General features: G+C 73.2%; 11 protein-coding genes. 1 reads left to right on the forward strand and 10 read right to left on the reverse strand.

What is annotated here, in order from left to right; all coding sequences use genetic code 11:
* Window positions 1-29: 29 nt before the first annotated feature.
* From ACIQOW_RS38740 to rimP, 7 genes are all read right to left on the reverse strand, one after another.
* The gene (locus ACIQOW_RS38740; protein ID WP_401092544.1) at window positions 30-1,136 is read right to left on the reverse strand and encodes a bifunctional oligoribonuclease/PAP phosphatase NrnA; all 1,107 of its coding nucleotides are present in this window, start codon (window positions 1,134-1,136) and stop codon (window positions 30-32) included.
* A gap of 2 nt (window positions 1,137-1,138) precedes the next feature.
* Window positions 1,139-1,579: a 30S ribosome-binding factor RbfA gene (rbfA, locus tag ACIQOW_RS38745; protein WP_401092546.1), complete on the reverse strand. Its 441-nt coding sequence runs from the start codon at window positions 1,577-1,579 to the stop codon at window positions 1,139-1,141.
* Window positions 1,580-1,732: 153 nt separating this feature from the next.
* The gene (locus ACIQOW_RS38750) at window positions 1,733-2,029 is read right to left on the reverse strand and encodes a DUF503 domain-containing protein (protein ID WP_401092548.1); all 297 of its coding nucleotides are present in this window, start codon (window positions 2,027-2,029) and stop codon (window positions 1,733-1,735) included.
* A gap of 151 nt (window positions 2,030-2,180) precedes the next feature.
* Window positions 2,181-5,330 carry a translation initiation factor IF-2 gene (infB, locus tag ACIQOW_RS38755; protein ID WP_401092550.1) on the reverse strand — a complete coding sequence of 1,050 codons (3,150 nt, stop codon included), beginning with the start codon at window positions 5,328-5,330 and terminating at the stop codon, window positions 2,181-2,183.
* A gap of 229 nt (window positions 5,331-5,559) precedes the next feature.
* Window positions 5,560-5,853, reverse strand: a complete 294-nt coding sequence (locus ACIQOW_RS38760; protein ID WP_224282505.1) for a YlxR family protein — start codon at window positions 5,851-5,853, stop codon at window positions 5,560-5,562.
* 76 nt (window positions 5,854-5,929) lie between these two features.
* Window positions 5,930-6,931: a transcription termination factor NusA gene (gene nusA / locus ACIQOW_RS38765; RefSeq protein ID WP_401092552.1), complete on the reverse strand. Its 1,002-nt coding sequence runs from the start codon at window positions 6,929-6,931 to the stop codon at window positions 5,930-5,932.
* A 54-nt stretch (window positions 6,932-6,985) separates the two neighbouring features.
* Window positions 6,986-7,525, reverse strand: a complete 540-nt coding sequence (gene rimP / locus ACIQOW_RS38770; protein WP_188301487.1) for a ribosome maturation factor RimP — start codon at window positions 7,523-7,525, stop codon at window positions 6,986-6,988.
* A 282-nt stretch (window positions 7,526-7,807) separates the two neighbouring features.
* On the opposite strand from rimP, the gene ACIQOW_RS38775 reads away from it, so the two are divergent.
* A complete protein-coding gene (locus ACIQOW_RS38775; RefSeq protein WP_401092555.1) occupies window positions 7,808-8,755 on the forward strand; it encodes a ferritin-like domain-containing protein in 948 nt (315 codons plus the stop codon).
* 323 nt (window positions 8,756-9,078) lie between these two features.
* On the opposite strand, the gene ACIQOW_RS38780 is transcribed toward ACIQOW_RS38775, so the two are convergent.
* Genes ACIQOW_RS38780 through ACIQOW_RS38790 form a run of 3 tightly spaced genes read right to left on the reverse strand, consistent with a single transcriptional unit; the run spans window position 9,079 to window position 12,065 of the window.
* On the reverse strand, window positions 9,079-10,377 hold the full coding sequence (locus ACIQOW_RS38780) for a coenzyme F420-0:L-glutamate ligase (RefSeq protein ID WP_401092557.1): 1,299 nt from the start codon (window positions 10,375-10,377) through the stop codon (window positions 9,079-9,081).
* Window positions 10,374-11,381: a 2-phospho-L-lactate transferase gene (gene cofD, locus ACIQOW_RS38785; protein ID WP_401092559.1), complete on the reverse strand. Its 1,008-nt coding sequence runs from the start codon at window positions 11,379-11,381 to the stop codon at window positions 10,374-10,376. Before cofD ends, ACIQOW_RS38780 begins: the two co-directional genes overlap by 4 nt.
* 42 nt (window positions 11,382-11,423) lie before the next feature.
* A complete protein-coding gene (locus ACIQOW_RS38790; RefSeq protein WP_401092561.1) occupies window positions 11,424-12,065 on the reverse strand; it encodes a cysteine dioxygenase in 642 nt (213 codons plus the stop codon).
* Window positions 12,066-12,513 lie beyond the last annotated feature (448 nt).

Here is a 12,513-nt window from a genome sequence, read left to right on the forward strand (position 1 = left end):
GTTCTTTCTCTGAATGACAGGAGGAACGATCAACGTACCGGTCGCAGCGCGCCCCGGAACCGCTCGACCACCGGGGCCACGTCCTCCCGGACGCTGAACCCGGCCGCGAAGACGTGTCCCCCGCCGCCCAGTTCGGCGCAGGCCGCGGCGACGTCCACCGCGCCCTTGGAACGCGAGGAGCCGCGCAGCGTGCCGTCCGGGTCCTGCTTGAGCACCAGCGCCACCTCGGCCTCGGCCGGGCGGCGCAGGATGTCGATCAGCCCCTCGATCTCCTCGACCGTGACGCTGAACAGCGCGAGGTCCTGGTACGGCACCCAGGTCCACACCAGACCCAGCCCACCGGCCGCCTCCGGCTCGTAGACGGCCCGGTCGAGCGCGCCCGCGAGCACCTTGAGGTAGCCGAAGGAGGAGGTGTCCCACAGCTGCCGGGAGATCAGGTCGTGCCGGATGCCGGTGGCCAGCAGCCGGCCGGCCAGTTCGTGGGTGGCGGGCGTGGTGGCCCGGTACTTGAAGGAACCGGTGTCGGTGGCGACACCGGTGTAGAGGCAGGTGGCCAGGTCCCGGTCGAGTTCGACGCCGAGCCGGCGCAGCAGTTCGTCGACCAGCACCGCGGTGGCCGGCGCGGTCGGGTCGATCAGCTGGTGGGTGCCGAAGCCCGGGTTGGAGGCGTGGTGGTCGAACACCACCAGGACGGGCGCGGCGAAGGCCTTGTCGTGCAGCAGGCCGAGCCGGCTCTCCGCGGCCACGTCGAAGCAGAGCACCAGCTCGGGCACGTCCGGCACCCCGGCCGCGGGCACGATCAGCTCCTGCCCCGGCAGGAAGGCCAGCGACTCGGGCACGACCTGCGGGTCGTCGCCGAACGAGACCCGGACCTGCTTGCCGAGCGCGCGCAGCGCCAGTGCGGCGGCCAGCGAGGAGCCCAGCGCGTCGCCGTCCGGGCAGATGTGGCAGATCAGGTCGATCGAACGGGCCCGCCCGATCTCCGCCACCGCCTGCTGCCAGACCAGCTCGAACCCGCTCTCCTCGGCGCGCGGGCCGGGGAGCGCCGCGAGGGCACCCTCCACCGTGCTGGTGGAGGGCGCCCCCGTGGTGGTCGAGCCGGCTCGCGGGGCGGCCTGCGCCGGCTCACCCGCCATGACTACTCGTCCTCGTCGTCACGCTCGGACGCCGGGACCCGGTACGGGTCCGCGGCGCCGGCGTAGTCCGCCCCGGCCGCCTGGGTGCGCACCGCGGCGTCGGAGCTGCGGGCCCGGTCGAGCAGGTCGTCGATGTTCCTGGCGTTGTCCGGCAGCGCGTCCGCGACGAAGGTCAGCGTCGGGGTGAAGCGCACCCCGATCTTGCCGACCTCGGAGCGGATCACGCCCTTGGCGCTCTCCAGCGCGGCCGCGGTGGCCTCGCGCTCGGTCTCGTCACCGAAGACGGTGTAGAAGACGGTGGCCTCGCGCAGGTCTCCGGTCACCCTGGTGTCGGTGATGGTCACGAACCCCAGACGGGGGTCCTTGATCCGCCGTTCCAGGGTCTGGGCGACGACCACCTGGATGCGGTCGGCGAGCTTGCGCGCCCTTGCGGTGTCGGTCACTTTGCCTCCTCGTGCAGTGGGCCCGGTACCCGGGTGGACTGCGCACCCGTCGGGGCCCACGCCCCAAAGTACCGGCCCGCGCCCGGCCTTGCGGGCGCTCTCGGTCCTGATCCGTGTGAGAACGGCGACTTCCGCCGGCCGCCTCCACGGTCCTCATTCGTCGTCGTCGTTGTGGTACCTCCTCCTCGCGGAGAGGAGCTGTACCTCGGGGCGGCCGGCGACCAACCGCTCACAGCTGTCCAGGACCTCGGTGACGTACCCGGCGTCGCCGGCCACCACCGCCAGGCCGATCTCGGCCCGCCGGTGCAGGTCCTGGTTCCCGGTCTCGGCAGCGCACACGCTGTACTTGCGCTGCAGTTCGGCCACGATGGGCCGCACGATCGAACGCTTCTCCTTGAGCGAGTGGACGTCGCCCAGCAGCAGGTCGAAGGTGAGTGTTCCCACGAACATGTATGACAGGTCTCGCCGACCTGGAAGGCCTCGGGGGGCAGCCCGGAACCGGGCTGACGTCGCTACGTCTGGACTACCCCGGACCCTACACAGCGAGACCGGGGCCGGTCGACGGAAATACCACCCGTCGACCGGCCCCGGCTGACACCGACTAGGCGCGCGGCTTCTCGCGCATCTCGTAGGTCTCGATGATGTCCTCGACCTTGATGTCGTTGAACGACCCCAGGGTGACACCGGCCTCGAAGCCCTCGCGGACCTCGGTCGCGTCGTCCTTGAAGCGGCGCAGACCCTCGATGGTGAGGCTCTCCGCCACGACCTTGCCGTCGCGCAGCAGGCGGGCCTTGGCGTTGCGGCGGATGATGCCGTCGCGGACCAGGACACCGGCGATGTTGCCGAACTTGGAGGAGCGGAAGACCTCGCGGATCTCCGCGGCGCCGAGGCGCACCTCCTCGTACTCCGGCTTGAGCATGCCCTTGAGGGCGTTCTCGATCTCCTCGATCGCCTGGTAGATGACCGAGTAGTACCGGACGTCCACGCCTTCCTTGTCGGCCGCGGCGCGCGCACGGCCTTCGGCGCGCACGTTGAAGCCGATGATGATGGCGTCCGAGCCCATCGCCAGGTCCACGTCGGACTCGGTGATGGCACCCACACCGCGGTGCAGGACCCGGAGCTCGACCTCCTCGCCCACGTCCAGCTTGACCAGGGCGTCCTCGAGGGCCTCGACCGAACCGGAGACGTCACCCTTGATGATGAGGTTGAGCTGCTCGATGGAGCCGGCGGCGATGGCCTTGTCCAGGTCCTCCAGGGACACCCGGACCCGACGCTGCGCGAAGGCGGCGTTGCGGTCGCGGGCCGAGCGCTTCTCGGCGATCTGACGGGCGGTGCGGTCCTCGTCGACGACGATGAAGCTGTCGCCGGCGCGGGGCACCGAGGTCAGACCGAGCAGCAGCACCGGGCGGGACGGGCCGGCCTCGGCGAGGCTGTTGCCGTTCTCGTCCAGCATCGCGCGGACGCGGCCGTAGGCGTCGCCCACGACGATCGAGTCGCCGACGCGGAGGGTACCGCGCTGCACGAGCACGGTCGCCATGGCGCCACGGCCCTTGTCCAGGTGCGCCTCGATGGCGATACCCTGCGCGTCCTGCTCCGGGTTGGCCCGCAGGTCCAGCGAGGCGTCCGCGGTCAGGACCACGGCCTCCAGCAGCTGGTCGATGTGCAGGCCCTGGCGGGCGGAGATGTCGACGAACATGGTGTCGCCGCCGTACTCCTCGGCCACCAGACCGAACTCGGTCAGCTGACCGCGGACCTTGGTCGGGTCGGCGCCCTCGACGTCGATCTTGTTGACCGCGACCACGATCGGCACACCGGCGGCCTTGGCGTGGTTCAGCGCCTCGATCGTCTGCGGCATGACACCGTCGTTGGCCGCGACCACCAGGATCGCGATGTCGGTGGACTTGGCACCACGGGCACGCATGGCGGAGAACGCCTCGTGACCCGGGGTGTCGAGGAAGGTGATCGGACGCTGATCGCCGTTCACCTCGGTGACGACCTGGTAGGCACCGATGTGCTGGGTGATGCCACCGGCCTCGCCGGCCACCACGTTCGACTTGCGGATGGCGTCCAGCAGGCGGGTCTTACCGTGGTCGACGTGACCCATGACGGTGACGACCGGCGGGCGCGGGGCCAGCTGGTCCTCGTCGCCCTCGTTGGCACCGAAGTCGATGTCGAACGACTCCAGCAGCTCGCGGTCCTCGTCGTCACGGCTGACGATCTCGAGCTGGAAGCCCATCTCGTCGGCCAGCAGCTGCAGCGTCGCGTCGGAGACCGACTGCGTCGCGGTGACCATCTCGCCGAGGTTGAACATGACGGAGACGAGCGCGGCCGGGTTGGCGTTGATCTTCTCCGCGAAGTCCATCAGCGAGGCGCCGCTCGACAGGCGAACGGTCTGGCCGTTGCCGCGAGGCAGCATCACACCGCCGACGGACGGGGCCTGCATGGCCTCGTACTCCTGGCGCTTCGCCCGCTTCGACTTGCGGCCACGAGCCGGGCGACCGCCCGGACCACGACCGAAGGCACCCTGCGTGCCACCACGGGCACCCGGGCCGCCGGGACGACCGCCGAAGCCGCCGGGACGCGGGCCGAAGCCGCCGCCACCGCCGGGGGCACCGCCACCGGGACGCGGACCGCCGAAGCCACCGCCACCGGCCGGGCGCGAGCCCGGACCGGCCGGACGGCCCTGGAAGCCGGGACGGGCACCGCCGCCGCCACCACCCGGACCACCCGGACGGCCGCCGGGGCCACCCGGACCACGGCCACCCGGGCCCGGACGCGGGCCGGCCGGACGCTGCGGCATCATGCCCGGGTTCGGGCGCGGCATGCCGGACGGGCTCGGGCCACCGGGACGCGGCGCGGCCGGACGGGGCATGCCGTCGGGACGCGGACGGTCGCCACCGGGACGCGGGGCACCGGCACCGGGAGCACCGGCGGGACGCGGACGGTCGCCACCCGGACGCGGGGCACCGGCACCGGGAGCACCGGCGGGACGCGGACGGTCGCCACCCGGACGCGGGGCACCGGCACCGGGAGCACCGGCCGGACGCGGACGGTCGCCACCCGGACGCGGACGGTCGCCGCCCTGGGCACCACCCGGACGCGGGGCACCACCCTGACCGCCCTGACGGCGGTCGCCGGGGCGGCCCATGCCGGTGGCGCTACCCGAGGTGAACGGGTTGTTGCCCGGACGCGGGCCGGCCGGACGCGGGCCCGGACGGGCACCGCCGGAGGCCTGCGCCGCCGGACGCGGGGCCTGGGTGGCCGGACGCGGGGCGTCACCACCGGCCGGAGCCGGCGAGGAGAACTCGGCCGCGGGCGCGGCCGGGGCCGCCGGAGCCGCCGGAGCGGCGGGACGCGCAGCCGGGCGCGGGCCCGGAGTCGGCGCGCTCTGCCGCGGGGCGGCGGCAGCGGCGGGGGCGGCCGCGGCCGGCGCGGAAGGCGCGGCGGCAGCCGGGGTCGGACGGGGACCAGGGGTCGCGCTGGGGCGCGGACCCGGGGTCGGAGCCCCCGGCTTCGGGGTACCCGAGCCGGCAGCGGGGGAGGGCGCCGCGGTCTTCCGCGGGCCCGGCTTGGCGGATCCACCACCGGTGGGGGCCACACCAAGCGCGTCAGTCAACTTGCGCACGACCGGCGCCTCGATCGTCGAGGACGCCGAACGAACGAACTCGCCGAGCTCGGTGAGCTTGGCCATGACGGCCTTGCTCTCCAAGCCAAGCTCCTTGGCGAGTTCATAAACCCGGACCTTAGCCACTTCACTCCTGTCTATGAGTCCGGGGGTCTCGTCCGCCGGACTGTCGCTACTTCATGGGCGTACCCATCGCGTACTCATCGCGTACTCATCGAGTGCTCATCGCAATCTCGACCTACTTCCACATCGCGAGGTACCTGACTGGTGGCACGGCGCGCGGCGGCCCGCGCGCTGGGCTTGTTGCGGTGGTTCCCCGCCGCGCGAGCGGCGGCTGTCGCGGAAGGCGGCCCGCCTAGGAGGCTCCGCCCGCCCGCTCCCCGATGAACTCGCGGAGCCGCTCCGTGTCGAGCGCGCCCTGGAGCCGGAAGGCCCGGGGGAACGCCCGACGGCGGACCGCGAGGTCGAGGCAGGCCGGATCGGGGTGCACGTGAGCGCCCCGGCCCGGGAGTGCGCCACGGGGATCAGGGACGCACTCGCCCTCGACCGCCGTGACACGCAACAACTGGTGCTTGGCCGCGCGCTTGCGGCAGCCCACGCAGGTGCGTTCCGGGCGTGCTCGGACATGCGTCCGGCCAGACGAAGGCAAGTCTACCCCTCCGAAGGGACATGGCGCCGCCCTGCCGGTCCCGGAGGACCGACGAGGACGCCCACGACGACACTGATCACCGGGCCTGCGATTCCTCGGCCTGGCCCTCGGTGTCCGGCCGGATGTCGATCCGCCAGCCGGTCAGACGCGCGGCCAGGCGGGCGTTCTGGCCCTCCTTGCCGATCGCCAGCGACAGCTGGTAGTCCGGCACGATCACCCGCGCGGAGCGCTGGACGGCGTCCACGATCTCCACACTGGTCACCCGCGCGGGCGACAGGGCGGCGGCCACCATCTCCCTCGGGTCCTCGGACCAGTCGACGATGTCGATCTTCTCGCCGTGCAGCTCGCCCATCACGGCGCGCACCCGGGCGCCCATCGGGCCGATACAGGCGCCCTTGGCGTTCAGGCCCTGGCGGCGCGACCAGACCGCGATCTTGGTCCGGTGGCCGGCCTCGCGGGCGATCGCCGCGATCTCCACGCTGCCGTCCGCGATCTCCGGGACCTCCAGCGCGAACAGCTTCTTCACCAGGCTCGGGTGGGTGCGCGACAGCGTCACCGAAGCCCCGCGCACGCCGCGGCGCACGGCCACCACGTAGCACTTCAGCCGGGTGCCGTGCCGGTAGTCCTCGCCCGGGACCTGCTCCTGCGGCGGCAGGATGGCCTCCAGCTTGCCGATGTCGACCAGCACGTTCTTCGGGTCGTTGCCCTGCTGGACGACACCGGTGACGATGTCGCCCTCCTTGCCCGCGTACTCACCGAAGGTCTGGTCGTCGGCGGCGTCGCGCAGCCGCTGCATCATCACCTGGATGCCGATGCTGGACGCGATCCGGCCGAAGCCGCTCGGGGTGTCGTCGAACTCCTTCGGCTCGACGCCCTCGTCCAGCTCCGCCGGGTCCTCCATCGCCCACACGGTGACGTGGCCGCTCTTGCGGTCCAGGTGCACCCGGGCCCGACGGCGCGAGCCCTCGGTGCGGTGGTACGCGGTGAGGAGGGCCGACTCGATGGACTCGACCAGCAGGTCGAAGGGGATGTTCTTCTCGTTGACCAGCGTGCGCAGGGCACTCATGTCGATGTCCACGGCTACGCCTCCTCGTCTTTCGTCACGTTCGTCATGGTCGTACGGCGTCCGGAATCACTCGGTGCCGTCGTCCCCCTCGTCGATGTCCGCGGCCTCGTCCAGGAGCTCGTCGTCACCCTTGCGGTTGAACTCGACCTGGACGCGCGCCCGGGCCACCTCGGCGTACGCCAGACGGCGCTCCTTCGGGCGGCCACGCCCCTTCACCGGCTGCACCTCGACCAGTGCGCCGTCCTCGTCGGCCTCCAGCACCCGGGCGACGATCTCCCCGCCGTCCGCCAGGTGGATCTTGGCCAGCCGACCCTCGGCGCGCTGCCAGTGCCGGGGCAGGACCAGCGGACGCTCCGCACCCGGCGAGCCGACCTCCAGCAGGTACGCGTCGTCCCCCATCAGGTCCGACCCGTCCAGGGCCTCACCGACCACCCGGCTGAACTCGGCGATGGCGTCCATGTCCACGCCGTCGTCGGTGTCGACGTCGATCTGCACCTGCCGACGGCTGCCCGCCCGGGTGACCCTGACGTCCTCCAGGTCCAGTCCGGCCTGCTCGGCCAGCGGCTCCAGCAACGCTCGCAGCCGGTCGGTGTGGGTGGTGCTCATCCGGGTGGACTCCTCGGCCGCGTCTGCTGTTGTCAGAAGGTCGCTCCGCGTCCCCGGTGCCACACCGGATCACGACAGCTCGGCCCAAAGCCTATCCGGTGAAGCCCCCAACCACCGATTCCGGACCGCCCCCGGCCGCTCGCGCACCACCCACTGCGAGCAAGCTCACACCCGGCACGGCATCCCCGAACCGGACACGGGAACGTGGGGATTCTGTAATCATTCACGCCAACGAGCGGAGGCGGGGAGGCCGTCCTCCCGTACCCGCCCGGAGTGACCCCGATGCAGCCGCCCAGCCGACGGACCTTCCTGGCCCTCGGACTGCTCACCACCCTCACCGCCTGCACCGGCGGCTCCACCGACCACCCCGCGGACCCCACCCCGCCCCGCGACCCGGACACCCCCGCCCGCCTCCGCGCGATCGGCGCCGCCGACCTCCTGCTCGGCGCCTACGACACCCTGCTCACCGCCCCCGGTGCCCAGACCGCCCTGCTCCGGCCCCTGCGCGACGACACCGCCCGGCACCGCGCCGCCCTCGCCCAGGACCTGCCCAGCTCCAGCCCGTCCAGCCCCTCCCCCACCGGCACCCCGGTCGGCGGCACCCCGACCCGCTCCCTCCCCACCCTCGCCGAACTGGCCGCCCTGGAACGCCGGACCGCCGAAGCCCGCCTCGACGGCCTCGCCGAGGTCACGCCGCCCCTCGCCCGCCTACTCGCCTCCATCGCCGCCTCCAACGCCCTGCACGCCGCGGCCCTCGGCGACCGGACCCCCGTCACCACCCCCGACAACCGCGACGCCTCCGGCCCCACCGCCGCCGTCGCCGCCGTCCCCGCCCTCCAGGCCGCCCTCAGCGCCGAACACGCCGCCGTCTACGGCTACGGCATGGTCGGCGCCCACCTCCCCGACGACCCCCAACGCACCGACGCCCGCACCACCCACGCCGCCCACCAGGCCCAACGCGACGCCTGGCAACGCCTCCTCACCGCCGCCTCCGCCGCCCCCACCCCCGCAGCCGGCGGCTACCAGCTCCCCTTCCCCGTCACCTCCCCCGCGGACGCCACCAAGCTCGCCGTCCACCTCGAAACCCGCCTGACCACCGTCTACGCCGACCTGGCCGGCACCATCTCCGCCCCCTACCGCCACCACGCCGCCACCGCCCTGCGCGAAACCACCCTCCGCGCCCACCACTGGGGCGCCCCCACCACCCCCTTCCCCGGCATCCCCACCTGACCCGGGAACCCAACAGACACCCAGCCCAGCCCGCCCCCTGCCCCCAAGCCCGCCGCTCTTCCCCACCCACCCACCTGTCCGCACCCACCCACCCCGCCCCTCCCCCTCCCTCCCCGGCGAGAGGGACGCGCCGCGGGCGGGGGCGGCGCAGGGGGTGGCCCGGAGAGGGGCGTGACGGGTGATTTTCAGACTGCCACCGCCGTCGGGCACCGCACCCACGAGCAGGGCAGTCCGAAAATCACCCAGCCCCCGGAGCGGCCACCCCCGGAGCCGCCCCCGCCACCCCACCCTCCCGAAAGCCCCCGCTCCCAACAGCAACCCCCCTACCGGACCACGACGAACGCGTCGGCACCCCGCTCCGGCCGGGCCTTCGGCGGTTCGGCGGGGCGGCCGACGGCGACGGCGCCCATCGGGTCCCAGTCGGCCGGCAGGTCCAGTGCCTCCCGCACGGTGTCGCGGCAGAACATGGTGGACGAGACCCAGGCGGAGCCGTAGCCCTCGCCGGTGAGGGCGACCAGCAGGTTCTGCACGGCGGCGCCGGCGGCGACGGTGAACATCTCCCGTTCGGCGGCGGCCCGGCGCGGGTCGGGGTAGTCGTGCGATCCGTCCGTCACCAGGCAGGGCACCACCAGGTACGGCGCGTCGCGCAGGACGTCGCCGCGGGCGGTGCGCCGGGCGATCTTCGCCTCGTCCCAGCCGTCGAGTTCGCGCAGGTCGCGCTGCCAGGCGGCGAGCATCGCGTCGAGCAGCCGTACCCGGGTGTCCGCCGACTCCAGCAGCACGAACCGCCACGGGGTGGTGTGGTGCGGGGCGGGCGCGGTGACGGCGGCGGCGACGGCCCGCCGGACGGCGGCCGGGTCGACCGGCTCGGCGGTGAAGGAGCGGACGGTGCGCCGCAGGGTGACGGCCTGCCGCAGCGCCTCGGAGGTGCCGAGCCGGAACATGTCGTCCACGGAGGGCCGGACCAGTGGCCGGACGCCCTCGCCGTCCTCGGCGGTGACCAGGTGTCCGAGCCCGCGCACGACCGCCACCGGGACGCCGGTGGCCTTGCCCTTCACCAGGTCGGCGGCGGCGGCGAGTTCGTCGGCGGTCGCGGTGACGGTCATCTCCAGCGTGTTGCCGTGGCTGTCGGTGCGTCCCCGGTGGTCCTCCAGGACGGCGAGCCCGGCGGCGCCGATCGCCACGTCGGTCAGCCCGTTGCGCCAGGGCCGTCCGAAGGTGTCGGTGACGAGGACGGCGAGCCGGCGGCCGGTGAGCTGCCGGAGCCGGGCCCGCAGCGCCCGGGCGGAGGCGTCCGGGTCCTCGGGCAGCAGCAGCACGGTGCCGGGGGCGGTGTTGGAGGCGTCGACGCCGGCGGCGGCCATGACGAAGCCGTTGCGGTTCTCGACGATCCGGATCGGTCCGCGCCGGGCGACCAGCCGGACGGTCTCGGCGTCGATCGCGGCCTCGCGGTCGGTGGCGTGCAGCAGCCGGTCCTCGGCCTTGCTGACGATCTTCGAGGTGACCAGCAGGATGTCGCCGTCCTGGTAGGTCCCCGCCTTGGCGAGCAGCTCGCCCAGGTCCGCCCCGGCCTCGACCTCGGGGATGCCGGGGACCGCCAGGATCTCCAGCGAGGCGGTCACTTCCGGACCTGCTCCGCCAGGGCCAGCGCCGTACGCGCCATCCCCGCGGTGGCCTCGACGTCGGTCATCAGCAGCGGGACGGCCCGGCAGGCGATCCCGGCGGCCTCGACGGCGGCCACCGAGGCCTCGTCGACGGTGTCCACCAGCCACCCGTCGAGCAGGCCCGCCCGTCGCCCGCCGCCCTCGCCCGGACCGCCCCGCGGTGCCGTCCTGCTGCCGTAGTCCAGCGCCACCGCCTCCGCCGTGGCCTCGACGCCGACCGCGGCGAGCACCTTGTCGGCCATGCCGCGCACCGGCGCGCCGCCGATGATCGGGGAGAGCCCGACCACCGGCGCGGACGCGCCGGCGATCGCCTCCCGGATGCCGGGGACGGCGAGGATGGTGCCGATCGAGACCACCGGGTTGGACGGCGGGAAGAGGATGACGTCCGCCTCGGCGATCGCCTCCAGCACGCCGGGCGCGGGCTTGGCGGTGTCCGCGCCGACCGGGACGATCGCCTCGGCGTCCACCGCGGCGTGCAGCCTGACCCAGTACTCCTGGAAGTGGACCGCCCGGCTGCCCTGCTCGTCGGTGATCCGCACGTGGGTCTCGACCCGGTCGTCGCTCATCGGCAGCAGCCGCACGCCCGGCTTCCAGCGCACGCACAGCGCCTCGGTGACCTGGCTGAGGCTGTACCCGGCGGTGAGCATCTGGCTGCGCACGAGGTGGGTGGCGAAGTCGCGGTCGCCGAGCCCGAACCACTCGGGGCCGACGCCGTACTCCTTCATCTCGGCCTTGATCGACCAGGTCTCGTCGGTCCGGCCCCAGCCCTGTTCCTCGTGGATGCCGCCGCCGAGGGTGTACATCACGGTGTCGAGGTCGGGGCAGACCTTGAGGCCGTAGAGGTGGATGTCGTCACCGGTGTTGCCGATCACGGTGATCTCGTCCTGCGGTCCGACCGCCGCGCGGAGTCCGCGCAGGAAGCGCGCTCCGCCGATTCCGCCTGCCAGTGCCACGATGCGCATGTGGTTCATCCTGCCACGGTCGGACGTCCCGTCAGGCCGTGATCAGTGCGTCCCGGCCCGGTCCTGCCGCTCCGGGTGCTGCTCGGGGACGGCGGTGGCGCCGTACTGGTTCATCTCGGTCAGGCCGGGGGTGTAGAGGTGGATGGAGACGGCGGGTTCGAGCGCGCCGTTGACCACCTCGTGCAGGTAGCCGGAGGAGAACACCCGCTGCCCGCCGGGCCGCAGGACCCGGGCGCCCTCGCCCGCGTGCGTGAGGGAGCGTTCGGTCAGCTCGCCCTCGACGACGCTCATCACGCCGGAGGACTCGCCGTGGTCGTGGAAGCCGCTGGACTGGCCGGGCAGCCAGCTGAGCAGCCAGACCTCGTAGCTGGGGCCGGTCTCCAGCCTGGCGTACCAGCGGGTCAGCGCGTCGTAGCGGACCAGCGGCTCCCAGCGGGCGCGGTCGGCGGCGATCTCGCGCACCAGCCGGGCGTACCCGGCGACGGTGGTGGGGTGGGCCGGCAGGTCGGTGCGGGCCAGGTGCGGGAAGGCGAGCGGGTCGCCGGCGATGGAGACGTCGCTGAGGCCGTCGGCCCACTGGCGGGTCCTGGCGTCGGCGGGGGTGCCGGTACGGACGGTGGCGGGGCCGCGGCGGGCGAGCTTGTTGCGGTCGCGGTTCCGCTTGCGGATGCGGATCATGCGCACGGGAGTCGTCCTCGGAGGAGTCGGCTGGCGTCGGGATCAGCCGGATCCGGGATGTCCTGGGACGGGAATCGCGGGCGGCCTCTGTGCTTCCTGGGGGCGGCGCGCGGTGGGACGCGGGCGCCTAGATACAGCAGGAGCAGAGGCGACAACAAGAGTTCACGGCACGGCGGAGGGTGGAACCGCTCCGGGGGCCGACGAACTCTGACATAGAGAAAAGGACACCGCATCCGGAGGGGCGGTGTCAAACCGAAGGATGCGGCATTCGAGTGGGTTAAGTCCGGATCTTGCCCGGATGGGGTGATTCATCACTCTCTATGTTTCGATGGGAAGATCGCCGGGAAAGCAGGCCGATGACCGGCCCGTGGCGGTGACCGAGCGTCACCTGGCGAATGGTTGCGGATGGTTCGGCACTGTTCGGGACCTTGAGGCTGAAGGCCCGATGTGTCCG

The organism is Kitasatospora sp. NPDC091335 (assembly GCF_044757205.1).
Classification (GTDB): domain Bacteria; phylum Actinomycetota; class Actinomycetes; order Streptomycetales; family Streptomycetaceae; genus Kitasatospora.